At 57.6% G+C, this 26,530-nt stretch carries 24 protein-coding genes and 1 pseudogene; 8 read left to right on the top strand and 17 right to left on the bottom strand.

Going from position 1 to position 26,530, the window contains the following annotated elements; genetic code table 11:
* Positions 1 to 60 precede the first annotated feature (60 nt).
* A complete protein-coding gene (locus HMPREF1144_RS06110; protein WP_004850664.1) occupies positions 61 to 1,065 on the bottom strand; it encodes a LacI family DNA-binding transcriptional regulator in 1,005 nt (334 codons plus the stop codon).
* 303 nt (positions 1,066 to 1,368) lie between these two features.
* Between HMPREF1144_RS06110 and HMPREF1144_RS06105 the strand changes: the two genes are divergently transcribed.
* Both HMPREF1144_RS06105 and HMPREF1144_RS06100 read left to right on the top strand, forming a co-directional pair.
* A complete protein-coding gene (locus HMPREF1144_RS06105; protein ID WP_004850662.1) occupies positions 1,369 to 2,565 on the top strand; it encodes an L-talarate/galactarate dehydratase in 1,197 nt (398 codons plus the stop codon).
* A 218-nt stretch (positions 2,566 to 2,783) separates the two neighbouring features.
* Positions 2,784 to 4,094, top strand: coding sequence for an MFS transporter (locus tag HMPREF1144_RS06100; protein ID WP_009652226.1), 1,311 nt, complete (start codon positions 2,784 to 2,786; stop codon positions 4,092 to 4,094).
* A gap of 65 nt (positions 4,095 to 4,159) precedes the next feature.
* On the opposite strand, the gene HMPREF1144_RS06095 is transcribed toward HMPREF1144_RS06100, so the two are convergent.
* The 8 genes and pseudogenes from HMPREF1144_RS06095 to HMPREF1144_RS06055 all read right to left on the bottom strand — a co-directional run bounded on the left by HMPREF1144_RS06095 (position 4,160) and on the right by HMPREF1144_RS06055 (position 12,408).
* Entirely contained in the window at positions 4,160 to 5,053 is an 894-nt protein-coding gene (locus HMPREF1144_RS06095) for an ABC transporter substrate-binding protein (protein ID WP_042927128.1), read from the bottom strand.
* Positions 5,050 to 5,829 (bottom strand): amino acid ABC transporter ATP-binding protein, encoded by a 780-nt coding sequence (locus HMPREF1144_RS06090; protein WP_004850657.1) that lies wholly within the window; start codon positions 5,827 to 5,829, stop codon positions 5,050 to 5,052. Before HMPREF1144_RS06090 ends, HMPREF1144_RS06095 begins: the two co-directional genes overlap by 4 nt.
* A complete protein-coding gene (locus HMPREF1144_RS06085) occupies positions 5,813 to 6,739 on the bottom strand; it encodes an amino acid ABC transporter permease (protein ID WP_009652176.1) in 927 nt (308 codons plus the stop codon). The genes HMPREF1144_RS06090 and HMPREF1144_RS06085 overlap by 17 nt, the downstream gene beginning before the upstream one ends.
* Before the next feature lie 9 nt (positions 6,740 to 6,748).
* Positions 6,749 to 7,258: a GNAT family N-acetyltransferase gene (locus HMPREF1144_RS06080; RefSeq protein WP_009652260.1), complete on the bottom strand. Its 510-nt coding sequence runs from the start codon at positions 7,256 to 7,258 to the stop codon at positions 6,749 to 6,751.
* An 11-nt stretch (positions 7,259 to 7,269) separates the two neighbouring features.
* Positions 7,270 to 9,549, bottom strand: a pseudogene (locus tag HMPREF1144_RS33485) (NtaA/DmoA family FMN-dependent monooxygenase).
* 30 nt (positions 9,550 to 9,579) lie between these two features.
* Positions 9,580 to 10,701 (bottom strand): amidohydrolase, encoded by a 1,122-nt coding sequence (locus tag HMPREF1144_RS06065; protein ID WP_009652116.1) that lies wholly within the window; start codon positions 10,699 to 10,701, stop codon positions 9,580 to 9,582.
* Positions 10,698 to 11,699, bottom strand: a complete 1,002-nt coding sequence (locus HMPREF1144_RS06060) for an MsnO8 family LLM class oxidoreductase (protein WP_009652174.1) — start codon at positions 11,697 to 11,699, stop codon at positions 10,698 to 10,700. Before HMPREF1144_RS06060 ends, HMPREF1144_RS06065 begins: the two co-directional genes overlap by 4 nt.
* 169 nt (positions 11,700 to 11,868) lie before the next feature.
* A complete protein-coding gene (locus HMPREF1144_RS06055) occupies positions 11,869 to 12,408 on the bottom strand; it encodes an AAA family ATPase (protein WP_009652142.1) in 540 nt (179 codons plus the stop codon).
* A gap of 268 nt (positions 12,409 to 12,676) precedes the next feature.
* On the opposite strand from HMPREF1144_RS06055, the gene ansP reads away from it, so the two are divergent.
* Positions 12,677 to 14,137 (top strand): L-asparagine permease, encoded by a 1,461-nt coding sequence (ansP, locus tag HMPREF1144_RS06050; RefSeq protein WP_025107878.1) that lies wholly within the window; start codon positions 12,677 to 12,679, stop codon positions 14,135 to 14,137.
* A 45-nt stretch (positions 14,138 to 14,182) separates the two neighbouring features.
* Here ansP and HMPREF1144_RS06045 read toward each other — a convergent pair whose 3' ends face one another.
* Together HMPREF1144_RS06045 and HMPREF1144_RS06040 are read right to left on the bottom strand one after the other, a co-directional pair.
* A complete protein-coding gene (locus tag HMPREF1144_RS06045; RefSeq protein WP_009652277.1) occupies positions 14,183 to 14,404 on the bottom strand; it encodes a YgdI/YgdR family lipoprotein in 222 nt (73 codons plus the stop codon).
* Between the two features lie 225 nt (positions 14,405 to 14,629).
* Positions 14,630 to 15,691, bottom strand: coding sequence for a YncE family protein (locus HMPREF1144_RS06040; RefSeq protein WP_009652135.1), 1,062 nt, complete (start codon positions 15,689 to 15,691; stop codon positions 14,630 to 14,632).
* Between the two features lie 263 nt (positions 15,692 to 15,954).
* Here HMPREF1144_RS06040 and pqqU point away from each other — a divergent pair, with 263 nt between their 5' ends.
* On the top strand, positions 15,955 to 18,066 hold the full coding sequence (gene pqqU / locus HMPREF1144_RS06035) for a TonB-dependent receptor PqqU (protein WP_009652138.1): 2,112 nt from the start codon (positions 15,955 to 15,957) through the stop codon (positions 18,064 to 18,066).
* A gap of 73 nt (positions 18,067 to 18,139) precedes the next feature.
* Here the strand turns inward: pqqU and HMPREF1144_RS06030 are convergent, their stop codons facing one another.
* Positions 18,140 to 18,439, bottom strand: coding sequence for a DUF406 domain-containing protein (locus tag HMPREF1144_RS06030; protein ID WP_009652180.1), 300 nt, complete (start codon positions 18,437 to 18,439; stop codon positions 18,140 to 18,142).
* Between the two features lie 293 nt (positions 18,440 to 18,732).
* Between HMPREF1144_RS06030 and rihA the strand changes: the two genes are divergently transcribed.
* Complete coding sequence (gene rihA, locus HMPREF1144_RS06025) at positions 18,733 to 19,668, top strand: pyrimidine-specific ribonucleoside hydrolase RihA (protein ID WP_004850631.1); 936 nt, start codon at positions 18,733 to 18,735, stop codon at positions 19,666 to 19,668.
* 42 nt (positions 19,669 to 19,710) lie between these two features.
* Here rihA and HMPREF1144_RS06020 read toward each other — a convergent pair whose 3' ends face one another.
* From HMPREF1144_RS06020 to HMPREF1144_RS06010, 3 genes are all read right to left on the bottom strand, one after another.
* Positions 19,711 to 20,748 carry an NADP-dependent oxidoreductase gene (locus tag HMPREF1144_RS06020; RefSeq protein ID WP_004850630.1) on the bottom strand — a complete coding sequence of 346 codons (1,038 nt, stop codon included), beginning with the start codon at positions 20,746 to 20,748 and terminating at the stop codon, positions 19,711 to 19,713.
* Positions 20,749 to 20,813: 65 nt separating this feature from the next.
* Positions 20,814 to 21,389: a helix-turn-helix domain-containing protein gene (locus HMPREF1144_RS06015; RefSeq protein ID WP_009652267.1), complete on the bottom strand. Its 576-nt coding sequence runs from the start codon at positions 21,387 to 21,389 to the stop codon at positions 20,814 to 20,816.
* A 164-nt stretch (positions 21,390 to 21,553) separates the two neighbouring features.
* Positions 21,554 to 22,849, bottom strand: coding sequence for a porin (locus tag HMPREF1144_RS06010; protein WP_042927122.1), 1,296 nt, complete (start codon positions 22,847 to 22,849; stop codon positions 21,554 to 21,556).
* 493 nt (positions 22,850 to 23,342) lie between these two features.
* Here HMPREF1144_RS06010 and HMPREF1144_RS06005 point away from each other — a divergent pair, with 493 nt between their 5' ends.
* Together HMPREF1144_RS06005 and HMPREF1144_RS06000 are read left to right on the top strand one after the other, a co-directional pair.
* The gene (locus HMPREF1144_RS06005) at positions 23,343 to 23,861 is read left to right on the top strand and encodes a GNAT family N-acetyltransferase (RefSeq protein WP_004850619.1); all 519 of its coding nucleotides are present in this window, start codon (positions 23,343 to 23,345) and stop codon (positions 23,859 to 23,861) included.
* Entirely contained in the window at positions 23,858 to 24,307 is a 450-nt protein-coding gene (locus HMPREF1144_RS06000) for a DMT family transporter (RefSeq protein WP_004850616.1), read from the top strand. Before HMPREF1144_RS06005 ends, HMPREF1144_RS06000 begins: the two co-directional genes overlap by 4 nt.
* Positions 24,308 to 24,315: 8 nt before the next feature.
* On the opposite strand, the gene HMPREF1144_RS05995 is transcribed toward HMPREF1144_RS06000, so the two are convergent.
* Together HMPREF1144_RS05995 and HMPREF1144_RS05990 are read right to left on the bottom strand one after the other, a co-directional pair.
* Complete coding sequence (locus tag HMPREF1144_RS05995; protein ID WP_004120770.1) at positions 24,316 to 24,549, bottom strand: YdcY family protein; 234 nt, start codon at positions 24,547 to 24,549, stop codon at positions 24,316 to 24,318.
* 17 nt (positions 24,550 to 24,566) lie between these two features.
* Complete coding sequence (locus tag HMPREF1144_RS05990; RefSeq protein WP_009652283.1) at positions 24,567 to 26,165, bottom strand: ABC transporter substrate-binding protein; 1,599 nt, start codon at positions 26,163 to 26,165, stop codon at positions 24,567 to 24,569.
* Positions 26,166 to 26,434: 269 nt separating this feature from the next.
* On the opposite strand from HMPREF1144_RS05990, the gene HMPREF1144_RS33480 reads away from it, so the two are divergent.
* The coding region (locus tag HMPREF1144_RS33480) for a hypothetical protein (protein ID WP_009652207.1) at positions 26,435 to 26,530 on the top strand (96 nt) is incomplete at its 3' end.

Genomic DNA, 26,530 nt, shown 5'->3' with positions numbered 1-26,530 from the left:
TATAGATTTGATTACGCCATGCCGCTATTGAGGCCCCCTCGCACATGCGAAACGGCAGAGCTACGCCGACTCGCGCGCCACCAGGTGAAAGCCGATATCGATAATCGCGTCCCCTTCTTCTCCGCCTTCTATGCGGTCGGCAAGCAGCGTGGCCGCCTGCTCGCCGATGGCATGACGGTCGACGCTGACGGTGGTGATGGCCGGACGGTTGCTGGCGGCGAAGTCCAGATCGCCAAAACCGATCACCGCCAGATCCTGCGGCACGCGCAGCCCCCGGCTTTCGGCTTCCATAATCGCCCCTTGTGCAAGGGTATCGGAGCTGCAGACGATAACGTCAAACTCGCCCCCGGCAAGCAGCTCGGCCAGCCCGCGACGCCCCAGCGCCAGCGATGCCGGAAGCGGCACTTCGACCTGCGGCGCATCGTCAAGGCCATTTTTGGCCAGTCGGGCGCGGAGCCCCTGCTTTCGCAACGTCGCGCGCGCGTCGCCGGCCCACAACAGGCCCGGGCGACGGTAGCCTTTTTCCAGAAGATACTCGCCAATAGTTTCACCGACTTTTTCATGCGAAAAACCGACCAGCATATCCAGCGGCGTCGGGGTGAGATCCCAGATCTCCACCACCGGCGTAGCGGCGTTGAGGATCGTCTTCTTCAACGCCGGGGCGTGCTGAATGCCGGTCAACACTACGCCATCCGGACGCCGGGAGAGTAAGGTTGCTACCAGCTCGGCTTCGGTCTGTCGGCTGTAGCCCGCCACGCACAGCAGCATATGGTAGCCGCGCGCCGCCAGGGTATCGCTCAGCGCCTGGATGGTATCGACAAACATATTGTTGTTAATTTGCGGCACTACCACGGCCACCAGCTTGCTGCGCCTGGAGGCCAGGCCGCCGGCCAGCGCGTTGGGAATGTAGCCTGTCGCCTGCACCGCCTGCATCACTTTCTCGACCGTTTTTGGCCGTACCAGCTGCGGCGTATTCAGCGCCCGACTGACCGTCATCGACGACAACCCGGCGCTACGGGCTACATCATCCAGCGTCGGCGCGCGCGTCGGTTTTCTGCTTTTCACGACTAAGCCCCTGTGTTGAGTCGTTTTCTGTGGGCATTATTGATGATGGCCCGCGCAATTGCCAGCGCTCACCTCGACATCCTCAATAGAATCAAACACCTGAAACCCAAAATGTTATCGCTATCATTTTGATTTGTGATTTTTCACAAACCTTTTTGGATCGTGACCTGCACTGCATAATTTTACCCTTTATAACCGCTAATTGTGATCGTTTGTACAAATTAAAATCACTGTCGTAGCGCAATGACAAATCCAGGATTAAAAATGTTAGCGCAAACATTTTTCCACTAAAAGGAACTGACTATGACCACGAGCGCTAATTCCGAGTCCGTGACCTACGCCAAAGCGTCTGGCGTCAAAACTGCCGCTGAGACCGGCGACCGCATTGAACACGTCAAACTGTCGCTGGCTTTTCTGCCGCTGGCGACCCCCGTTAGCGATGCAAAGGTTCTGACCGGTCGGCAAAAGCCGCTGACCGAAGTGGCGATTATCATCGCCGAAATCCGCTCCCGGGACGGCTTTGAAGGCGTTGGCTTCAGCTATTCCAAACGTGCGGGCGGCCAGGGCATTTACGCCCACGCCAAAGAGATCGCCGATAATCTGCTCGGCGAAGATCCGAACGATATCGACAAGATCTACACCAAACTGCTGTGGGCCGGCGCATCCGTTGGCCGCAGCGGTATGGCGGTACAGGCTATCTCCCCTCTTGATATTGCGCTGTGGGATATGAAAGCCAAACGCGCCGGACTACCGCTGGCGAAACTGCTCGGCGCGCACCGCGATTCCGTTCAGTGCTACAACACCTCCGGCGGCTTTCTGCATACGCCGCTGGATCAGGTGTTAAAAAACGTGGCTATCTCCCGTGAGAACGGGATTGGCGGGATTAAGCTGAAGGTCGGTCAGCCGAATACCGCCGAAGATATTCGTCGCCTGACGGCGGTGCGTGAGGTGCTGGGCGATGACTTCCCGCTGATGGTGGACGCCAACCAGCAGTGGGATCGCGAAACCGCCATCCGCATGGGACGCAAAATGGAGCAGTTCAATCTGATCTGGATTGAAGAGCCCCTTGACGCCTACGATGTTGAAGGCCACGCGCAGCTCGCCGCCGCGCTGGATACGCCGATTGCCACCGGCGAGATGCTCACCAGCTTCCGCGAACATGAGCAGCTTATCCTCGGCAACGCCAGCGACTTTGTCCAGCCGGATGCGCCGCGCGTCGGCGGGATCTCCCCGTTCCTGAAGATTATGGATCTGGCGGCGAAGCACGGTCGCAAGCTGGCCCCGCACTTTGCGATGGAGGTACACCTGCATCTCGCCGCCGCCTACCCGCTCGAGCCGTGGCTGGAGCACTTCGAGTGGCTGAACCCGCTGTTTAACGAACAGCTGGAGCTGCGCGACGGGCGGATGTGGGTTTCCGAACGCCACGGTCTGGGCTTTACCCTGAGCGAACAGGCCCGCCGCTGGACCCAGCAAAGCTGCGAGTTTGGTAAACGCCCTTAACCGAATTCCCCGGATGGCGGCACAAGGGCTACAGGCTCCGTAGCCCGGGCAAGGCGCGTCAAGCGCCGCCCCCGGGAGAATACCGCATTTTCCCGGAGGCGATGCGGCGCATCTGTCCGGGCTACCGGTCCGCAGATGACTGAAAACCCGTAGCCCTACCGGGGAAATACCTCTTATTGACTGTACCCACAATAAACAACCCTGCAAAGGAGTTGAAGATGACTACCCCCTTAAAACGCAGCAACGTGCGTTACGGCATATTACTGTTTTTATTTCTGGCTACCGTATTTAATTATGCCGACCGGGCAACGCTGTCCGTCGTCGCGCCTATTATGAGCAAAGAGTTAGGCTTTGATCCCGAGTCGATGGGGCTGGCCTTTTCAGTTTTTGGTATCTCCTACGTCATTATGCAAATACCCGGTGGCTGGCTGCTGGATAAATATGGTTCGCGGCTGGTCTACGGCTGCGCGCTGATTGGCTGGTCGATCGTCACCATGTTTCAGGGAACGATCTATCTGTTCGCCAGCCCATTGATCGTGCTGGTGATTCTGCGTTTGATGATGGGCGCGATTGAAGCGCCCGCCTTCCCCGCTAACAGCCGTCTCAGCGTACAGTGGTTTCCTAATAAAGAGCGCGGGTTTGTCACCTCGGTCTATCAGGCCGCGCAGTATATTTCCCTGGGAATTATTACGCCGCTAATGACCATTATTCTGCATAATTTAAGCTGGCACTACGTATTTTATTATATTGGCGCTATCGGCGTGGTCCTGGGGATATTCTGGCTGGTAAAAGTGAGAGATCCCTCTTACCATCCCAAAATTAACCAACAGGAGCTCGACTATATATGCGAAGGCGGCGGCGAGCCGGAATTAGGTACGAAAAAAACGCAGCAGAAATTAACCCTCGCGCAGATTAAAAGCGTCTGCGTTAATCGCATGATGATCGGCGTGTATATCGGCCAGTTCTGCGTAACGTCCATTACCTGGTTCTTCCTGACGTGGTTTCCCACCTATCTCTACCAGGCTAAAGGTATGTCGATCCTCAAGGTCGGTTTTGTCGCCAGTATCCCGGCCATTGCCGGATTTATCGGCGGACTGCTCGGTGGGGTATTCTCAGACTGGCTGCTGAAACGCGGCTACAGCCTGACGACCGCCCGCAAGCTGCCGGTGATCTGCGGCATGCTGCTCTCCTGCGTGATTGTTGTCGCCAACTACACCACCTCGGAAGTGGTGGTGATCGCCGCCATGAGCCTGGCCTTCTTTGCTAAAGGCTTCGGTAACCTCGGCTGGTGCGTGCTGAGCGACACCTCGCCGAAGGAAATGCTGGGAATTGCCGGCGGGGTGTTCAACATGTGCGGCAACCTGGCGAGTATTATCACGCCGCTGGTTATCGGCGTAATCCTCGCTAATACCCACTCCTTTGATTACGCCATCCTGTACGTCGGTTCCATGGGCGTGCTGGGCCTGTTCTCCTATCTGTTTATCGTCGGGCCGCTGGATCGTTTGACGCTGACCCCGCGCGCCGCCTGATTTAAAACCCTGGCGAGCATTCGCCTCCGCTGTTTCGCATCACACTCCTGCGAAACAGCGGTTTTTTAGTAGGTTATCCCCGGCGGATTCACTTCCGATTGCGTCACCTCTTCGCCCTGCTCTCCCCAGCGCGCCAGCACTTTCTGATACTCGCCGCGAGCAATCGCGCCGTTCAGCGCCGCCTGCAGCGCCGGAGCCAGGCCGTTGCCCTTTTTGGTCGTCGTGGCAACGTACGCTTTTTTCGGCCCCAGGCCGACGACTTTGGTTTTGCCGCTGAGCGCCGCTTTATAGGCCGCTACCGACTGCGGTCCAAAGAACACGTCCGCGCGACCGGACTGAATATAGAGGTTGCCCGAGGCGTCATCGGTCAGGTAGACCGGCAGCGCGGGTTGCCGCCCGGCGGCTTCGTTTTCGGCGTTCCAGCCGAGCAAAATCCGCTCCTGGTTAGTCCCGGACCCGACGATCACTTTTTTACCCGCGAGATCCGCCGGACCGCTCACGCGGGCGATATCGCTGGTTGATTTCACGGAAAAAGCCAGAGAGTCAACGCGATAGGTGGCAAAATCAAACTTCTCCTTCCGCTGCTCGGTCACCGCAATATTGACCAGCGCGACGTCGTAGCGTCCGGAAATAATCCCCAGCGGCCAGTCCTCCCAGGCGGTGGGCACCAGCTTTAGCTTCAGCCCGAGGCTGCCGGCCAGCAGCCGGGCAATATCCGGGTCGCTGCCGATACGCGTGCGGTTATCGCTGGCCAACAGCGCCAGCGGCGGCGAATTGAGCGCCGAAATCGCCACCGTTAAGGTACCCGGCTCGACGAAGGCGTAATTTGCCGGGATCTTCGCGATCGCCTGCTCATCGCGGGTCACCGGCAGCGGCTGCTCGTTGGCGCGCAGGTCGATAGCCGCCTGCGATGCCGCAGATAAAGAGAGTAGTGTCAGGGCCAAAAGTCCGTTTCTCATGCCGCTAATACCCTCGATAAGAACTGCCGCGTACGCGGATGCTGCGGTTGGTTCAGCACGGCGTCGCTGCTGCCCTGCTCGACTATCTTGCCGTCGACCATAAACACCACCCGGTCCGCCACCTCTTTCGCAAAACCGATTTCATGGGTGACCACCACCAGCGTGGTGCCGGAGCGCGCCAGCTTTTTAATCACGTCCAGCACTTCCCCCACCAGCTCAGGGTCGAGCGCGGAGGTCGGTTCATCGAACAGCATTACCCGCGGATTAAGCGCCAGCGCCCGGGCAATAGCGATGCGCTGCTGCTGGCCCCCGGACAGGTGTCGCGACCAGGCATCGGCTTTGTTGCGCAGTCCGACCACGTCCAGCAGGTCATACGCCCGCGCGATAGCCTCTTTGCGGGTCGCCTGCTTATGGGCGATGGGGGCTTCAATCAGATTTTCCAGCACCGTCAGATGCGGGAACAGGTTGAAGTTCTGAAATACGTAGCCGACGTTAACCCGCTGGCGGAGGATCTCTTTCTCTTTCAGCTCGTAGAGCTTGTCGCCTTTACGGCGATAGCCGATATAGTCGCCATCGATCTGAATAAAGCCTTCATCCACGCGCTCCAGATGATTAATCGCCCGCAGCAGCGTCGATTTTCCCGAACCGGACGGCCCAAGGATCACCGTCACCGTACCGGGTTCGATTTCCAGCGACACGTCGTCCAGCGCTTTATGGCGACCAAAGTATTTACTGACGCCGGTAATGGAGATATGACCGTTACGAGAGTTGGACATGGACAGGCTCCTGCGGTTGTGGGCGGCGCACGGGTTCAGCGCGACGACTGCTGCGGGCGCTATTGACCGCCGAGCGGCGTTCGCTGCGGGCCAGTCCGCGCTCGACCAGATACTGGATCAGCGACAGTACGCTGGTGATCGCCAGATACCAGGCGGCGCCGACCATCAGCAGCGGGATCACTTCCTGGGTGCGGTTATAGATCATCTGGATGGTGTAAAACAGCTCCGGCATCGCCAGCACGTAAACCATCGCCGTCCCCTTGGCGAGGCTGATAATTTCGTTAAAGCCCGCCGGTAAAATGGTGCGCAGCGCCTGCGGCAGGATAATGCGCAGGGTGCGACGGCTGGCCGGAAGCCCCAGCGCCGCCGCCGCTTCATACTGCCCGTGATCGACCCCGAGAAAGCCGCCGCGGATAATTTCGGCGGTGTAGGCGCTTTGCACCAGGGTCAGCCCGACAACGGCGGTAGAAAACTGCCCCAGCACGTTGATGGTCTCAAAGCTGGCCCAGCGAATCGCGGTGAACGGAATGCCTATCGCTAGCGTGTCGTAAAGATAGGAGAAGTTGTAGAGAATAATCAGCACCACGATCAGCGGCAGCGAGCGGAACAGCCAGATATAGCCCCAGGCCAGGCTGCTCAGCAGCCATGAACTAGAGAGCCGGGCCAGCGCCAGCAGGCCGCCGAGAATAACGCTCAGCGCCGTCGCCAGCAGGGTCAGCAGCAGCGTCTGCCCGAGACCTTCAAGGATCACCGGGTCAAAGAACCAGCGGGCAAAGACGCGCCACTCCCAGCGCGGGTTAAAGGCGACCGATTGAATCACCACCGCCAGCACCAGCAGCGCCAGCACCGCGCCTACCGCCCGCAGCGGATAGCGCGCGGGGACAACCTTAATCGTTTCCTGGGTATGCATATTGGCTCCTTAAGCGCTCTGGCTCAGCGCGCTGACCGCCAGCGCTTTCGTAAAGCGCAGTCGACCATCGAACGGCGGCAGGCTGTACTCTTCCGGATCGCGGCTGAGGTCAAACTGCGCCTCGTAGCCCTGGCTCAGGTAGAGCCGCACCGCTTCCGGCTGCCGAAAACCGGTGGTCAGATAGATATGGCTGTAGCCCGCGAGCAGCGCCCGTCGCTCCAGTTCCTGCACCACTTTCGCCGCCAGCCCCTGCTGGCGCAGACGACGATGGGTCCAGATACGTTTGATTTCTGCCGTATGGGCATCTTTCGGTTTGTACGCGCCGGTGGCGATAATTTCCCCCTCGCGCTCCAGCACGATAAATAGCCCCTGCGGCGCCAGATACCATTCAGTTAGCTCGACTTCGGTATCGCGGGAGAAATAGTCGCCGTAGCGCGCGGCGTACTCGCCGAACAGGCCCTCAATAATCGGCTGCAGCTCCGGCGCTTCCGGAGAGACATCGCGGAATAGATCGCTCATCATGCCTCCTGTTAGTCGCCGAGTCCGGCCGGGTTGATTTCCGATTGCGGAATGCTCTCCACGCCTTCCCCCCAGCGGTTCAGCACCTTCGCGTAGTCGCCGCTGCGGATTGCGCCGTTCAGCGCCGTCTGTACCGGTTCAACCAGACCGCTGCCTTTTTTCACCGTCACGGCTATATGCGCCGCCTTCGGCCAGCCGCCGTCAACGCTGCCTACCAGCTTGGTTTTGCCGGTCAGCGCCGCTTTCCACGCGCCGATCACGTTGGGGCCGAAGAAGGCGTCGGCGCGCCCGGACTGCAGCGCCAGGGTCTGGGCGGCGTCGTCTTTGGTGTAGACCGGCGTAAACGGCTTCAGCCCCTTCTTGAGATTCTCGGCGTTCCACGCCAGCAAAATGGCTTCCTGATTGGTGCCGGAGCCGACGATAATCCGCAGCCCGGCAATATCTTCCGCTTTTTCAATTTTGCTCAGCGGACTGGTGCTCTTGACGTAAAAACCCAGCGAATCTTTGCGGTAGGTGGCGAAATCAAACTTCTCTTTGCGCTCTTTGGTCACGGTGATATTGCTGACCGCCGCATCATATTTGCCGGAAGCGACGCCAAGCGGCCAGTCCTCCCACGAGGTGGGTACCACATTCAACTCCAGCCCGAGGCTGTCGGCCACCAGGCGGGCGATATCCACCTCGCTGCCGAGCAGGGTTTTGTTATCGTCAGAAAACACGGTCAGCGGCGGTGAGTTCAGCGCGGCGACCGCGACGGTCAGCTTACCCGGCACCGCCAGGTGGAGACCTTTCGGCAGCTGCGCGATAGCCTGCGGGTTTTTCGCCGTATGAATCGGCGTTTTGTTGGCCTCGAGGCTCACGCCGGTGCCGTTGATCGTGACGTTCTGCGCCCAGGATGACGCGCTAACGGCCAGCGCCAGCGCCAGCGCCAGTAATAGCGATTTTTTCTGCGTTTTCTGCATAGCGGGTGTTCTCTATTATTGTTTTTGGAATTGATTAACGGGCTCTGCCAGCCCTAAGCTTTCGCGCAGCGTGGTGCCGGGATATTCCCGGCGGAATATTCCGCGCTGCTGAAGAATCGGTACCACCTGGTCCACAAAGCGCGGGAAGGTATCCGGCGTACCGCCCTGGATAATAAAACCGTCCGCCGCGCGCTGTTCAAACCACTGCTGCAGACCATCCGCTACCTCTTCGGCGGTTCCGGCAAAGCGCGGTCGCGGGCTGGCCGCCTCCAGCGCCACCTGGCGCAGCGTCAGGCCGCGTTCGCGGGCGTTGCGTTTTATCTCGTCGGTGGTGCTGCGAAAGCTGTTCTGCCCGAGGTCGCCGATATCCGGGAACGCCTCATCCAGCGAATACTGGGCAAAGTCGTGATGTTCAAAATAGCGGCCGAGATAATTCAGCGCGTCCTCAATCGATACCAGCGCAGCGGTGGTCTGGTATTGCTGCTCCACATCGTCGGCGCTGTCGCCAACAATGACGCTGACGCCCTGGAAGATATGCAGTTCGCTCTCCCGGCGGCCGTGCGCTGCAAGCTGGCTTTTGACGTCGCGATAAAAGGCCTGCGCCTCCGCCAGCGACTCCTGATGGGTAAAAATAGCGTCAGCGTGGCTGGCGGCTAACTTTTTACCGTCATCGGAGGCGCCCGCCTGAAAGATAATGGGTCGGCCCTGCGGCGTGCGGGCAATATTTAGCGGACCGGCTACTTTAAAGAAATCGCCGTGATGATTAAGCGTGTGCAGCTTATTTTTATCAAAGAACTGGCCGCTCTCTTTATTACGAATAAACGCGTCCTGCTCCCAGGAGTCCCACAGGCCTTTGACAACCTGCAGATATTCATCGGCAATACGGTAGCGCAGCGCATGATCGGGATGCTGGGCGCGGGAGAAGTTTTTTGCTGAGCCTTCCAGCGGTGAGGTGACCACGTTCCAGCCCGCGCGGCCGCCGCTCAGATGATCGAGGCTGGCGAACTGGCGGGCGGTGGTAAAGGGTTCGCTGTAGGAGGTCGACAGGGTACCGACCAAGCCTAAACGCGAAGTTACCGCCGCAAGGGTGGATAATACGGTGAGCGGTTCAAAACGATTTAAAAAATGCGGGATCGATTTTTCATTAATATATAAGCCATCGGCAACAAAAATAAAATCGAACTTGCCCTCTTCCGCTTTTAACGCCGTCTGCTTGACGAACTCAAAGTTAATACTGGCGTCGGCCAGCGCGGCCGGATGGCGCCAGGCCGACATATTTCCCGATGCGCCGTGTAATATGGTACCAATGCGCAGCTGCCGTTGTTCAGACATCGTTAATCCTTAGTCAATGACCCTGAATAATTAAAGTGCTTTTAATGCCTGCTCTGCCAGATCGGCAAAGTAGTGCGCCGCTGGGGCGATTAAACGCTCATCCGGGTTAAACGCCGGATGGTGAAGACCAAATTCGCTGGCGCTGCCGATGCTGACGAACGCGCCGGGAATATGCTGAAGATAAACGGCAAAATCCTCCCCACCGAGATGGAGATCCGCCTGGTGCGTGCGGTAGCCGGACCGTTCGGCCACATCGCTGGCGAAAGCGGCCCAGCGCTCATCATTGACCAGCGCGGTCGGCCCGGCGTACCAGAAGACATCGATCTGCGCGCCGAAGGCGCTGGCGAAGCCGGCGGCAATCTCGCTTACCCGCGCTTTCACCCGCTGTTGGACTGCGCTGCTGTGGGTGCGCAGCGTACCTTCCAGCTCGACGCTTTCCGGCAGGACGTTCCAGGTATTGCCACCCTGAATCCGCGTGACGCTAAGCACCACGGAATCAAGGGTATTCACTTCGCGGCTGGCGACGCTTTGCAGCAGGGTTACCAGCTGGCTGGCCAGCAGAATGGCGTCCTTCCCTTCATGAGGCCGGGCGGCGTGAGCCCCTTTGCCGGTCACCTTAAACACAAAGCGATCGACGTTGGCGTAAAACGCGCCGCCTCGGGTGGCGAATTCGCCCACCGGCAGACCCGGTTCATTATGCATACCGAAAATGGCGGAAACGCCCTCCAGCACGCCGGCGCGAATCAGGGTTTTCGCGCCGCCGAAGCTCTCTTCCGCCGGCTGGAACAGAATACGGACGCGTCCCGCCAGCTGCGCTTCGCGTTGTTTCAGCAGTAAGGCCGCGCCAAGGATCACGCTGGTATGAATATCATGCCCGCAGGCGTGCATCACGCCGGCATTCAACGAGCGAAACGGCACGCTGGCCGCCTCTTCGATAGGCAGCGCATCGATATCGGCACGCAGGGCTATCACCTTATCGCCGCTGCCCACTTCAGCAACCGCGCCGGTTTTCAGTTCATAAGGCAGCAGGCTGATGCCGCCGCTCTGCAGCCAGTCGCCAATACGTGCGGTGGTGTCGACCTCCTGCAGCGAGAGCTCGGGGTACTGGTGCAGTTCGCGCCGCCAGCGAATTAACTGTTCGGAAAGGCTCATGGCTGCACCTCCGCGCTCAAATGCGTTCGAGCCAGCAGACGCAGGGAGTTAACGCGCGCCGCGCCATCGTTGATGGGCGTGTCGATAATAAATTCGTCGATGTTCCAGGCCGACTGCAGGGCATCCAGCTGCGCTTTCACCTGCTCCGGGGTACCGAACAGCGCCGCCGATTCCCGCCGGGCGATGCGCGTCGGCCTGCTGCCCGCCTGACGGGCAAAGGCGGCCGCCTGCGCTTCGCTGCCGACGGTGACCCGCTGGCCGTTTTCCAGCTCAACGCCCCACGTTTCGACAGATTTTGCCAGCTCTGCCGCCGTCGCGGCCTCTTCGGCCACGATGACCTGAACGGCAATAATCGCGTCGCGCCGGCTCAGTTCGCGCCAGCGGGTTAACACCTCGCGCAGCAGCTGCTTATCGCCGTTGAGATGGGCGGCGAAGACGAAATTCCAGTCCAGCTGCGCCGCCAGCTGCGCGCTTTCCAGGCTGGCACCGAGGAGAAAGCCGTCAGCGCGACGCGGCGGAATCGGCGTTGCGCGGACGCTCTCTTCCCCGTCGGTTTCGGTCAGCGACAGCCAGTTATCGAGCTGCGCAAGCTGGTCGGCAAAACTCCCCTTTTGCTGGGGATTAAGTCCCTGCTGCAGCGCGCGGGTAGAGAGCGGCAGGCCGCCGGGGGCTTTGCCCACGCCGAGGTCGACGCGGCCGGGCGCGAGGGAGGCCAGCATATTGAAGTTTTCCGCCACTTTGTACGGGCTGTAGTGCTGGAGCATGACGCCGCCGGAGCCAACGCGAATCCGGCGGGTCTGGCCGAGGATCCAGGCGATCGCCAGTTCCGGCGACGGGCTGGCAAGCTGCTCGGTATTGTGATGTTCGGCTATCCAGAAGCGATGATAGCCCCAGGCTTCCGCCTGTTGCGCAAGCGTTAATGTACGCGCCAGCGCCTGGGCAGCCGTTTCTCCGGCCGCCAGCGGGCTTTTATCCAGGATACTGATTCGATAAGACATTTCGCAGGCTCATGTGAATTAACATGTCTGCATTATTAGAAGCGGCCGCGGTCAGTGAGAAACAATTTATTTACATTTGCTCTGCCGGAAATTAGATATGCGGTGAGGTAACTGCCCCGGAGGCGATGCTGCGCATCTGTCCGGGCTACGCGCAGCGCGAGCCGGGGGATTATCGGCTATTCTGCCGAAGCTCGCGCACCAGCGCCTCGGTCTGCTGCTGGTCGCGTAAACGAACAAAGCGAATGTGTTGATACTGCGGGTCCTGCATATCCGCCAGGTAACGCCGGCGATTGTTGCGCCAGGTTTTCAGCGTCCAGAGAATAATAGAGTCCCGGCTAAAGAAAGAGCGGCGGAAGGTTTCGCAATTGCCTGTGCCGGGCCACAGCTCCTGCCGTCGGCTTGCGCGTGAAGCCGCGCGACTGACCGCCTGGCGGAGCGTGCGCCAGAAGCTGTAGTCCACCCATACCACCAGATCCACATCGCGCCATTTTACCGGGCGGCTGCGGTTATAGTTGCCGTCCAGCACCCAGCCGGGCGCAGCGAGCGCGGCGGCGAGTTTGGCGTAGAACTCATCGTCCGGCGTCCCTTGCCACTCGGGCAGCCAGTAGAGCACATCCATTTCAATATAAGGCAGCGACAGTTCCTGAGCCAGCCGACGCGCGAGGGTGGATTTGCCGACGCCGCTGGTCCCTACTACGTTGATTTTCATCGTGGTCTCTCGGGCAAAACGCGGGCGGAGAATAATAGCGCAATAATGTTAAAACGATGAGCAAAATTTCCCCATCATGCGCGAACGCCGAAAAGCTTCCGATCTCATTGATATTTAAGCAAGTGCTGTCCGCAAATCTTTTGCGTGCGTCCATTTTCCGATACGTGTAGGATTCTCCGCCATGCTCGCTTATCTCATTCCTCAGAATGATGAGAGAGCCAGCAGCACGAACCACTTCATGGACATTGACAGGAAAATAGCGACATCAATGAATACAAAACACTCTAGCGTGGCGGAGCAGCACGCTGCCAAACGCCACTGGCTGAACTCCCAGGAGTCGGGCTACCACAAGGCGATGGGCAACCGTCAGGTGCAGATGATTGCCATCGGCGGCGCGATTGGTACCGGCCTGTTCCTCGGCGCGGGCGCGCGCCTGCAGATGGCCGGACCGGCGCTGGCGCTGGTTTATCTGGTCTGCGGCCTCTTCTCGTTCTTTATCTTACGCGCGCTGGGCGAGCTGGTGCTTCATCGCCCCTCCAGCGGCAGCTTCGTCTCCTACGCCCGCGAGTTCCTCGGCGAAAAAGCGGCTTACGTTGCGGGCTGGATGTACTTTATCAACTGGGCGATGACCGGGATCGTCGATATCACCGCCGTCGCGCTGTATATGCACTACTGGGGCGCGTTTGGCGACGTTCCGCAGTGGGTCTTCGCCCTCGGCGCACTGGCGATTGTCGGCACCATGAACATGATCGGCGTGAAATGGTTCGCCGAGATGGAGTTCTGGTTCGCGCTGGTGAAAGTTCTGGCGATCGTCGCGTTTCTGGTGGTCGGGACTATTTTTCTTGGCAGCGGAAAGCCGCTGGATGGCAATGCCACCGGTTTCCACCTGATTACCGATAACGGCGGCCTGTTCCCGCACGGCCTGCTGCCGGCGCTGGTGCTGGTACAGGGGGTGGTGTTCGCCTTCGCCTCTATCGAACTGGTGGGTACCGCCGCTGGCGAGTGTAAAGATCCGCAGACCATGGTGCCGCGCGCCATTAACAGCGTTATCTGGCGTATTGGTCTGTTCTACGTTGGCTCCGTGCTGCTGCTGGTGCTGCTGCTGCCGTGGAATGCCTATCAGGCCGGGCAGAGCCCGTTCGTCACCTTCTTCTCGAAGCTTGGCGTGCCGTATATCGGCAGCGTGATGAATATCGTGGTGTTAACCGCCGCGCTCTCCAGCCTCAACTCCGGCCTCTACTGCACCGGGCGTATTTTGCGCTCCATGTCGATGGGCGGTTCGGCGCCGAAGTTTATGTCGAAAATGAGCCGCCACCACGTGCCCTACGCCGGGATTCTGGCGACGCTGGCGGTATATGTCGTTGGGGTATTCCTCAACTACCTCGTGCCTTCTCAGGTATTTGAGATTGTCCTTAACGTCGCGTCGCTGGGGATTATCGCCTCGTGGGGCTTTATTGTGGTGTGCCAGATGCGCCTGCGTAAGGCGATCAAGGAAGGCAAAGCGGCGGACGTTAGCTTCAAGATGCCGGGGGCGCCTTTTACCTCCTGGCTGACTCTGCTGTTCCTGCTTAGCGTGCTGGTATTAATGGCTTTCGATTATCCGAATGGGACTTATACCATCGGTTCGCTTCCGCTGATTGCCGTTTTGCTGGTCGCCGGCTGGTTTGGCGTGCGCAAGCGCGTGCATGACATTCATAGCACCGCGCCGAATATTGAAAAACAGCAATAAATCACTTTGCGGTTTGCCTCACCGGGCAAACCGCAACGGCACAACTTAATTATCTTCCACCAGCTGGGCCACATCGCTGCTGTTAATCTGGCGCTTATTGCCCGACTCATCAGTATAGCTGGTCATTCCGGTATCTTTATCCAGCTTCGGCTTGCCCTGCGTTACGATTGTTTGCCCGCTTTTTGTCGTCATGACATAATTTGAGCTACAGCCCGCCAGAAGAGCCAGCATCGCGCCGGCGCAAACAACCATTAATGATTTTTTCATCTTTTCTCCAGGATTAATGCCACCGTCCCGCTTGCGCAGGAAAGCCGTAAGTTTATAGCCATTACATTTATCAGGCTAATAAGTGTTTGTAACAGAGGGTGATATCTGGATGGGTGCGGTTTTCGGGCAAACAGTGCATTTTGTAGGCCGGGTGAGGCGTAAGCCGCAACCCGGCTGCAGTGCGAGCACACTGATGTCGGGAGAGGTTGTCCCCTCCCGTCAGGATCACAGCGCGATGCGGATAACGTCATCCGGCTGGGTCGCCTCTTTCTGACGCGTCGACTCCTGCTTCACGCTGACGTACAGCGTTTTACCATCGGCGGAGAGCGTCAGGCTGTTCGGATGAGTCGGCGTTTTGAAGGTCTTGACCACTTTGTAGGTCTTACCATCGATCACGCTCACTTCGCCGGCTTTACGGTGCGTCACGTAGGCTTCATTGCGCGTCGGGTTAAACAGCACGGCCAGCGACTCCGGCGCGGCGATTTTCTCCAGCACTTTGCCATCGCGAATATCGACCACCAGCACTTCCGGCTGTTTACCGTCGGTGATAAAGGCGCGATGTCCGGCGGTATCCAGGCTCAGGTTGAGATAGAAGTGATCTTTGCCATCATCCTGCAGCTTTTTACGCGACAGGATTTTGTTGCTGGTGCTGTCGATAGTCACCAGTTCCCCGTCGGCATTGGTGCTATAGATACGGTTCGCTTCCGCGTCCAGCGCCAGGCCGGTCGCCATTGCGCCAGTATTGGCGATAGTGTCTTTCAGCGTTAGCTTGTCGCCATCCACCACCCAAATCACGCTCTCTTTACCCAGCCCGGTAATGTAGACGGTATTGGTTTTCTCGTTGACCGCCAGCTCGCGCGGGGCCAGCGGACGTACGGTTTCGCTGCGCTGGCGGGCGTCAAGCACCAGACGCCCTTTCACTTTCCCGGTTTTGGCATCAATAGCGGTGACGGTGCTGTCGGTGGTGTTGCCAAACCACAGGGTCTGAGTGGCGTTATCGATCGTCGCGCCGAAGGGTTTCAGATCGTTATGAATAATCTGCGTGACTTCGAGAGTCGTCGGATCGAGACGGTAAACGATACCGCCTTTATCCAGCGATCGGCTTTGCGAGGTGGCCACCCACAGCGCATTCTCCTGCTGGCTATAGGCCATTTCGTATGCACCCTTGCCGACGGCTTTGCGCAGCATTTCTTCCGCCGCGTGGGCGCTAAAGCTCCCCGCCAGCAGTAACGAAGTTAACAACAGTGAACGGCGCAGACGCGGCGCGGACAGATGACGTAATGACATGACGACTCCCTTTGATAAAACAAATATATGCCTGCTCGACAGTGCTTCCGGGGCGCAAAATCATCGCTTTGCGCTCTTCTTTGGAATGCGAATAGTAATCATTATTTATCGCAATGTGGAGCGTTAATTACCCGTAGCGCTCTCGGCATCACGCAATTCTTGCTATTTGTTAACTCAAATTCCGTTAAGTCTTTTCAAAAAATTTACAAAAGAGCTAACATATATACATATGTTCCGTTTGGTTCGTTTTGTGAGTAACTTTGATGAAAATCCTTTCCGTGCGCGCCGCCGCGTTCCCCGCTCTGCTTTTGCCGCTGGTCTCCGCAGGGCCAACCGCTCTCGCCGCTGAACAGACCATGGTGGTTACCGCCGCGCCGTCGGCGGTTTCTGAACTCGATACCCCCGCCGCCGTTAGCGTGGTTAACGGCGATGAGATGCGCCAGGCCGCGCCGCGGGTAAACCTCTCCGAGTCGCTGGGCGCGGTACCGGGACTGCAGGTGCAAAACCGCCAGAACTACGCGCAGGATCTGCAGCTTTCGATTCGCGGCTTCGGGTCCCGCTCCACCTACGGCGTGCGCGGGCTGCGTATTTACGTCGACGGTATCCCGGCCACCATGCCCGATGGCCAGGGGCAAACCTCGAATATTGATATTGGCAGCCTCGATTCGCTCGAGGTGCTACGCGGGCCTTTTTCTGCCCTGTACGGTAACTCCTCCGGCGGCGTGATCAACGCCACCAGCCAGACCGGAAGCCAGCCGCCCACTATCGAAGCCAGCAGCTACTACGGCAGCTTTGGCACCTGGCATTACGGTATGAAAGCGACCGGCGCGGTGGGCGACGGCAGCCACGCGGGCGACGTCGACTACGTGGTATCTACCAACCGCTTCACCACCCACGGCTTCCGCGACCATAGCGGCGCGCGTAAGAATCTCGCCAACGCGAAGCTCGGCGTGCGTATCGATGACGTCAGCAAGCTGACCCTGCTGTTCAACAGCGTGGATATTAAAGCTAATGACGCGGGCGGCCTGAGCTACGACGAATGGCAAAACAATCCGCGCCAGTCGCCAAGAGGTGATGAGTACAATACCCGCAAAACCATCAAACAGACCCAGGCCGGTTTACGCTACGAGCGACAGCTGAGCGAGCAGGACGATCTGAGCGTGATGATGTACGCCGGTGAACGTGAAACCACCCAGTATCAATCGATTCCTCGCGCTCCGCAGCTCAAACCCACCCATGCTGGCGGCGTTATCGACCTGACGCGTCACTACCAGGGGATTGATACCCGCTGGACCCACCGCGGCGAGCTGCTGGTGCCGATCACCTTTACCACCGGTCTTGATTACGAAACTATGAGCGAGCGCCGCAAAGGTTACGAAAACTTTGTTATGAGCAACGGCGCGCCGCAGTACGGTGAAAAGGGAGACCTGCGCCGCAACGAGCGTAACCTGATGTGGAACGTCGATCCCTATCTGCAAACCCAGTGGCAGCTCACCGAGAAACTCTCTCTGGACGCGGGCGTGCGCTACAGCTCGGTCTGGTTCGATTCCAACGATTATTACATTACGCCGGGCAATGGTGATGACAGCGGCGAGGCCAGCTATCATAAATGGCTGCCGGCAGGATCGCTGAAATATGCGGTAACCGACGCGTGGAACGTCTACGTCTCCGCCGGACGCGGTTTCGAAACGCCGACCATCAATGAGCTTTCCTATCGCTCCGGCGACCAGGGTGGGCTGAACTTTGGCCTGCAGCCGTCCACCAACGAAACCGTTGAAATTGGCAGCAAGGCGCGTATCGGCAACGGCCTGTTGACCGCCGCGCTGTTCCAGACCGACACCGACAATGAGATTGTCGTCGACACCAGCAGCGGCGGGCGTACCAGCTACAAAAACGCAGGGAAAACCCGTCGTCAGGGGATGGAACTGGGGCTGGATCAGCAGTTCGGCGAGAGCTGGCGTTTAAAAGCGGCCTGGACCTGGCTGGATGCGACCTATCGTACCAACGTCTGTGATGATACCAGCTGTAAAGGCAATCGCATTCCGGGGATCGCCCGCAACATGGGCTATGCCTCCTTTGGCTACCAGCCCGAAAAAGGCTGGTACGCGGGCAGCGATATTCGCTATATGAGCGATATTATGGCTAACGATGAGAACACTGCCAAAGCACCGTCCTGGACGGTGGTCGGCCTGACGACCGGCTATAAATGGAGCTACGGCAGGATGGATATGGATCTGTTTGGCCGCGTGGATAACCTGTTCGACCGCAGCTACGCGGGATCGGTTATCGTGAATGAATCCAACGGCCGCTACTACGAACCGGCGCCGGGCCGTAACTACGGTATCGGTCTAAACCTGGCATGGCGGTTTGAGTAACGTTTGACCACGGCACCTCAACGGGATCGCACGCAGGATCCTGTTGAGGGTGAGCCGTGGGCGCTCGCTGACGTTAAATCACGTTTCTTAACGACAATTCGAAAATGATCTTTTCCGCCTGGCAGGAGAAGGCAATCGAAGCCTCAAGCTTTGTCTCATCGCCGGCGGCCTCAATGGTATAGTCGACCTGCGGCGGCTCACTGGCGGGCGCGGCGGCTTCGGCACGTTGGCGAACCGCCGCCAGGGTGGACTCAGCCTCTTCGCGGCTGGCGAAGTTTTTCTCAACCCGCCAGACGCAGTCCTCGTTATCAATAATCGAGCCTACGTCGATGGCACAGCCTTTGGTACTGCATTTATCTACAACATCTTTCATTGCGATTATCTCCTGGAGTTTTCTTTAGAATAAGAATCCGTTGGCGGAAAGCAAACCATGAATATTTGTATGGTTGCGTCGTTTTATCATTATAGGCCTCCGCGAGAAGCGACTTTTTGCGCCACCGCATGGCTACCCCCTGATTGCGCAAGGATCAAGCAGATAGATTGGTAAGGCGTCGCGCGATATCGGCGCTCAATCGTGCACGTCATCACACTATCCTGCGCTAAGCCTCGTCTATGCCGCTTTACGGCGTTACCCTTGTCACAAAATAACGCCAACAAGGAGCTGCCATGGCACTGCCAGTGATTATCGATTGCGATCCGGGTCATGATGACGCGATTGCCCTCGTTCTTGCCCTCGCCTCACCCGAACTCAATGTTAAAGCCGTCACCTCCTCCGCGGGAAATCAGACCCCGGACAAAACCCTGCGCAACGTCCTGCGCATGCTCACCCTGCTTAAACGCCCGGATATCCCGGTAGCCGGCGGCGCGCTTAAGCCGCTGATGCGGGAGCTGATTATCGCCGACAACGTGCATGGCGAGAGCGGTCTTGACGGCCCGGCGCTGCCGGAACCGGGCTTTGCCGCCCAGGCGTGCACCGCCGTCGAGCTGATGGCCAAAACCCTGCGCGACAGCGCCGAGCCGGTCACCATCGTCGCAACCGGCCCGCAAACCAACGTCGCCCTGCTGCTGAACAGCCATCCGGAACTGCATGCCAAAATCGACCGTATTGTGATTATGGGCGGCGCAATGGTGCTGGGGAACTGGCAGCCGGCGGTGGAGTTTAATATCTACGTCGACCCGGAAGCGGCGGAGATCGTTTTCCAGTCCGGCATTCCTGTGGTGATGGCCGGGTTAGACGTCACCCATAAAGCGCAAATTCACGTTGAGGATATTGAGCGCTTCCGCCGCATTGGCAACCCGATATCCACCATCGTCGCCGAACTGCTCGACTTCTTCCTTGAGTATCATAAGGATGAGAAATGGGGCTTTGTCGGCGCGCCGCTGCACGACCCTTGCACTATCGCCTGGCTGCTGAAGCCGGAGATGTTTACCACCGTTGAACGCTGGGTCGGCGTGGAAACACAAGGGAAATATACCCAGGGAATGACCGTGGTCGATTTCTACAATCTGACCGGCAGGAAGCCGAACGCAACGGTGATGCTCGATGTCGATCGCCAGGCGTTTGTTGACCTGCTGGCGGAGCGGCTGGCGTTTTACGCGTAAATCATCATAAAACCGGCAGGCGCGATGCCTGCCGGGAAAAAGCTACTCGTCAGGAGAGACGCGAACCACCACTTTACCGAAGTTCTCGCCCTTCAGCAGACCGATGAGCGCCTGCGGCGCGTTCTCCAGGCCGTCAACGACCTGCTCGCGGTATTTAATTTTCCCTGCCTGCACCCAGCGCCCCATCTCCTGCTGGAACTCGGCAATCCGGTGCCCGTAATCCTGGCCGATAATAAAGCCCTGCATACGGATGCGTTTTTTGAGGATTGTCGCCATCAGCAGCGGTAAACGATCCGGGCCGTCGGGCAGCGCGGTGGCGTTGTAGCCGCTGACAAGGCCGCAAACCGGCACGCGGGCCGAGGTGTTCAGCAGCGGCAGCACTTCATCAAACACTTTCCCACCCACGTTCTCATAGTAGATATCGATCCCCTGCGGGCAGGCTTCAAGCAGTTTGACGGCGAAATCGGGCGCGCGGTGATCGATGCAGACGTCGAAGCCAAGGGTTTCTACCGCATAGCGGCACTTCTCGCTGCCGCCCGCGATGCCCACCGTACGGCAGCCTTTCAGCTTCGCAATCTGTCCGACCGTTGCGCCAACCGGCCCGGTGGCGGCGGCAACCACCAGCGTTTCACCCGCTTTCGGCTGACCAATATCCAGCAGCCCCATATAGGCGGTAAAGCCCGGCATGCCGAGGATCCCCAACGCCCAGGAAGGGTGCTCCGGGCTCTCGCCTAACTTCACCAGCCCGCTGCCGTCGGAGAGTTCATAATCCTGCCAGCCGCCGTAGCCCAGCACCCAGTCGCCGGGCTGATAATCATCATGGTTCGATGTCACGACGCGGCTCACGGTGCCGCCCACCATCACCGCGCCAACGGCGACCGGCGGCGAATAGGAAGGAGCGTCGCTCATCCGCCCGCGCATATAGGGATCTAAAGACAGATAGACGGTGCGCAGCAGTAGCTGCCCCGGCCCGGGAGAAGCGACCTCCCCCTCTTCCAGGCGGAAGTTTTCTCCGGTCGGCTCGCCGTGCGGACGGGATGCCAGCAGCCAGCGGCGGTGGCGTTGCGGATTGAAAGCCATAACAAACTCCTCTTTTGACAAGTCTGTATTGAGGCTAGCTGCTTTCCCGGCAACGCGCATTGACATTATGAGGCAGATTGATTGAGCCGGACCACCAGATAGACGCAGGGCTGCGTGGTTTCATTAATAAAGCGGCAGTCATTCGGCGGCCCGAGCTCCAGGCAATCCCCCGCCTGCATTTCGTGGCGCGCGTTGCCTTCGAGAAAGACCAGTTCGCCCTGCTGTAGCCAGATGAGCTGCCGGGCCAGCGCATAGGATGACGCGGGCATAGGAACGTCGCTGCCAGCCGGAAGTTCCACCTGCACCAAATCGATAGGCAGGTCGCTACGCGGGGAAACGTGACGCCGAAGATAGTGGCTCTGCGGATCGTGCCACACCGGCTGATGAGCAAAACGCAGCAGCTTGCCTTCCTGCATCTCCGCCCTGGCGATCAGCGTCGACATACTAATGCCGAAGGCGCCGGAAAGTCGTCCAAGCATCGACGCCGTAGGGCTGCTTTCGCCGCGCTCGATCTTGTGGATCATCGCCCGCGACGCCCCTGCCCGCTCGGCGAGTTCGCTGAGCGACCAGCCGCGGGATTCCCGCTCGATTCGGATGCGTGCGCTGATGCGCTGGTTGAGGTTGTCTTCTATAGTATTCATAACGTGACACTATAGTGTAGCCCTTCTGTTTCTACAACCAGACGCCCGCCGTCGGAAATGAAGATGATAAAGCCCGGCTATAATTGGCCGGGCAAACACAGAGAGTCATTCAATCCGTTAATTTAAACATCGTTACGGCAATAAATGAAAAGAAATAATCCCGCTTAGATAAAGACGCGCAGCCCCACTGCGCCGAGATTGTCGTCAATATTCCACGCTTCGTTATCGTTGCCCCAGGCTTTTTCGTAGCCGTATTCAAGATAAGTCACCGCGTTTTTCCCCAGCCAGTAATCGGTGCCTAATACCGTTGACTGGAAGTGCTGCCCCTCCATCGCATCGCCGCCCTGCGACCAGTTAAAATCAACGTACACGCCCCAGGCCGGCGTGATTTTAAACTGAGAGTCATATTCCAGGCCAAGCACCGTTTCCTGGTCATCGCCCTGCCGGGTATTACGATCGTAATGACCGCTTGTCGCCGCTGTAACATCATTCACTTTATTAAGGTAATAAATCACCTCCGCGCCGTTATACCAGGCATGATCGCCGACGCTTGTCGTATATTTCGCGTTCATGCCCATGCTATAAGTATTGCCGTCATAGGCATCGCCGTTATTATCGGTGTAATTAAAACAGTGGCCATTCGGGCCAAAATTCTGGCAGCCGCTGACTGAGCCGCTATTTACCGTGTAATTGTTATACGCCACCGCGCTGGAGACGGAGAAGCCGTTATCCCAACGGTACTGCGCGGCAGCCGCCGCTCCGCCGTGAACGGTGGCTGACCCATCGCGGTACGCGTCGTGCAGGTTGGGGCCATCGCCGTAGGCTGCAAACCCGATGCTATCGACATTGTCATTGCCTTGTCCCATGATGCCAACAGTCATATTTTTATCACTGTAATAGTAGATCGCCGCGGAATTAATTATATCCGTCGACATTCCGGCGGTATCATGTTTCGCTTTACCGCCCCAGGCATAAGTCGTATCAATACCCAGCCCCCAGTCCGTGGGGGCATACTGTTTGCCGAAGGTCACCACGCCATAGCGATCATTGCCAATACCGGCATAAGCCTGCCGCGTATAAACATCATTGCCCTGATCATCGGTGGCGGAATCTAAACCATGAACGCCGGTCTCATAATAACCGATGGCATAATTACTCAGGCCGTTCAGGTCAAAATTATGCCGCACGGCAACCCCCAGTCGCGAGTCATTATTCTGTATATTATGTTCCTGAGTATGATTAGAGTCCGTTTTGGCCATTAAACGTACGGATCCTAAAATACCGATTGCCGTATCCTCATTGCTCCACAGCGTCTCCCCTTTAGTCTGCGTCGCGGTATAAGCCGGTGCCGCCTGTAGCATATTGGTTTCAGCCGCCATGGTGGTATTGACTAATACGTTACCAATAATAATTGCCAGTATCGAAGGCACTACTACTTTCATATTTTTCCTACGCGCCATTGCTTCACCCTTATTAGCGAAATCAATCCCTGCGTATAAATACGCATAATGGTATGAATGGAATATCGTTATGAAATCCACCAGAGTCATGCCGTATATTTTTCCATACGCACTCTGATTAATAACAATATATCTTCCGGGGTTAAGCTATTTCTATTGCGTAAAAATCAAAAAGGGAATGCTATCACAATGATTTGTATCATTTTCAATACAATCATGAAGTTATCGTGACCACAACTTCATTACTAAATGTCATCAAAATATAAAACCGGTAAATAAAAATTGAAAATATGACTGCTGAGTAATAGTGATACGTTTAATCAATTGTAAAACAGGAAGTATTGATTTGAACGATGAGACAGGAGAGTCCTGGACAGACAACTGTGGGAGTCGGCAAGCCAGAGGAAAAATTTATGCCTAAACCAGGTGACAGCCTTGCGTACATTATTGTAATAATATCGTACTACTATAGTGAACAAGCCTGAGGGTTACCATGAGCATCCGCCATGCCAGCAAAGACGATTGCGCAGCAATCGCTGAAATCTACAACCACGCGGTCGTCCATACCGCCGCCATCTGGAACGACAAAACCGTCGATACCGACAACCGTATTGCCTGGTTCGAAGCCCGGCAGATAGCCGGTTATCCCGTGCTGGTGAGCGAAGAAAACGGCGTGATTACCGGTTACTCCTCCTTCGGCGACTGGCGCGCCTTTGACGGCTTTCGCCACACCGTCGAACATTCCGTCTATGTCCACCCCGATCATCAAGGGAAAGGGCTGGGCCGCAGCCTGCTCGTCGCCCTTATCGCCGAGGCGAAACGGCTGAATAAGCACGTCATGGTCGCCGGCATTGAAGCGCAAAATGAGGCTTCATTGCATCTGCATGATACCCTGGGCTTTATCACCACCGGGCAGATGCCGCAGGTCGGCACGAAATTTGGCCGCTGGCTGGATCTGACCTTTATGCAGCTGCAGCTTGACGATCGCCGCGATCCGGACGGCAGCGCATGAATCAAACGCTGACCCTGGCCTGTTTAATCGCCGCTGGCGTCGGGCTGGTGCTGCAAAACACGCTGATGGTGCGCATTACCCAGTCCGCATCGACCATCCTGATCGCCATGCTGCTTAACTCGCTGGTTGGCATCGTGATTTTCGTGACAATACTGCTGCTTAAGCACGGCGCGGCGGGGTTTCAGGAGCTGGCGATTAGCGTAAAGTGGTGGACGCTCATTCCCGGCCTGCTGGGCTCGTTCTTCGTCTTTGCCAGCATCAGCGGTTATCAGAACGTCGGAGCGGCAACCACCATTGCGGTATTGATTGCCAGCCAGCTGGTGGGGGCGTTAGTGATAGATCTGATTCGCGCGCACCACGTCCCGCTTCGCGCGCTGGTTGGCCCGCTCTGCGGCGCGGTGATGCTGGTGGTCGGCGCCTGGCTGGTAGCCAGACGCCAGTTCTAGCCGCTAAGCTAGTGAATTTCGCCGCCGCGGGTCAGCTGCTCCCGGCGCGCCTCCTGCTCCTCGTGCTGCTGGCGGCCATGGTGGGCGATGGCAGTCCGCAAACGCTGCTGCTGAACGTAGCGCTCTTCCCGTCCCAGCTCCGCGTCATCGCTCAGCGCGATCAGCAGTTCATTCATGTGGGTAATGACGCTTTCGGCAATCGCGGCGTCCACGCGCGCGACGACCTCATCCAGATGCGACATGTTTTTCTCCTTGCGGCTTAGTTGAGTTTAACTTTGGAAAAATCGCTGCCCATCAGGCTCACGCTGTAGCCGCTGACGTTGCTGCGCGTCGCGTAGAAGGTCTTCCCGGTCGCCAGAGTGATCCAGGGGGTCTGCTGCTGAAAAATCGCCTGCGCCTCGCCGTATAGCTTAGCGCGCGCCTGGGGATCGCTGACCAGGATAGCCTTTTTCACCAGCGCATCGTAAGACTTATCGCACCAGCGGGCAACGTTAGAGCCGGTTTTAATGTTATCGCAGCTTAACAGAGTGCCGGCAAAGTTATCCGGATCGCCATTATCAGACATCCAGCCAAACAGCGCGCTGTCGTGCTCGCCTTTGCGCATGCCGGCAAGGTATTCACCCCATTCATAAGTAACGATTTTGGCTTTGATCCCAACCTTGCTCCAGTCATTTTGAATCATCTCGGCAATACGTCGGGAATTGGGGTTATACGGCCGCTGCACCGGCATCGACCACAGGGTGACTTCGGCCCCTTTTTCCAGCCCGGCCTGCTTGAGGAGATCTTTCGCTTTTTGCGGATCGTAGTCGTAATCAGGCAGATCTTTCTTATAGCCCAGCATATTGGCGGGGATCGGCGATTTCGCGACGCTGCCGGAGTCCAGGAAGACCGCTTTCACGATTGCCTGCTTGTCGGTAGCGTAGTTCAGCGCCTGGCGCACCAGTACGTTATCAAACGGCTTTTTCTCGGTATTAAAGGCCAGATAGCCAACGTTGAGCGCCTCAACCGCATGCAGCGCCAGATCTTTATTGCCCTTAATCACCGGGAACTGTACCGGCGACGGCGCGGGAATAATCTGGCATTCATTGGTTTGCAGCTTCGCCAGCCGCGTCTCAACGTTCGGTGTGATCGAGAAAATCAGGTGTTTGGTCGGCACGTCACCGTCCCAGTAGTGCGGGTTGGCGACATAGCGGATCAGCGAATCCGCTTTATATTGCTGTAGCGCGTAAGGTCCGGTGCCGACAGGCCAGGTATCAACATACTCCGGGGTGCCTTTTTTCAGCATCGCATCGGCATATTCGGCAGACAGAATGGACGCAAAATCCATTCCCCAGTCGGCGAGGAACGCCGCGTTCGGCTCGTTCAGCACAAACTGCACGTGATAATCATCGATTTTTTTGACGTCTTTAATCAGCTTATCCAGCCCAACGTCGTGGAAGTATTCGTAATGTCCCTGGGAAACATTATGGTACGGATGGCTGGTATCTTTCTGCCGCAGCACCGAGAACAGCACGTCATCGGCGTTGAAATCACGGGTCGGCTTGAAGTATTTGTTGCTGTTGAACTGCACGCCCTTACGCAGGGTGAAAGTCCAGGTTTTACCGTCCGGGGAGACGCGCCATTCGGTGGCCAGCGAGGGAATTGGCGTATTTTTGACCGGGTCAAAGTTTATCAGGCGGTTATAAAGCACCTGGGAACTGGCGACGAAAGATGGGCCCGAGCTGGCAATCTGCGGGTTGAAAGATTCCGGCGAAGCTTCGGAACAATAGACCAGCGTATCGGTGCCCGCCGCCCAGGCGCCTGCCGCCGGCAGTAGCGCGCTCAACGCCAGCGCAAGAAACGTTTTCCCTGTAGACATGGTTATAAGCCTTATGAATTTGTTATAAGTCCTTTAATAACAGCACAGGAGAATTCAACCGGCAAATAATCAATTGCTATCAGGTTATGCTAAAAACCGCGTTTTCGCCGATAAATTCAACATCCTCTCAATTGGCGTCATCGACCTTCCTCATAAATGTGAACCCTGCACAAAGTTACGAAAAAAGCGGGCGATAACCGCCCGACCGCCACCGCGCGGCGGCGCAACCCGGTACACTCGGCAAATCGTAACGCCAGGAGAAGCCAATAATGACAATAACCTGCAATCTGTACACCAACGGCCAGTGGCATGATGCTGAAGGTCATGCCACCTTTACCCGCGATAATCCGCTCACGCGCGAACGC

Source organism: Klebsiella sp. OBRC7 (genome assembly GCF_000293135.1).
Classification (GTDB): domain Bacteria; phylum Pseudomonadota; class Gammaproteobacteria; order Enterobacterales; family Enterobacteriaceae; genus Klebsiella; species Klebsiella michiganensis.
Note: the sequence above shows the minus strand (reverse complement) of the source record. Positions and strands in the feature narration are given on the sequence as shown.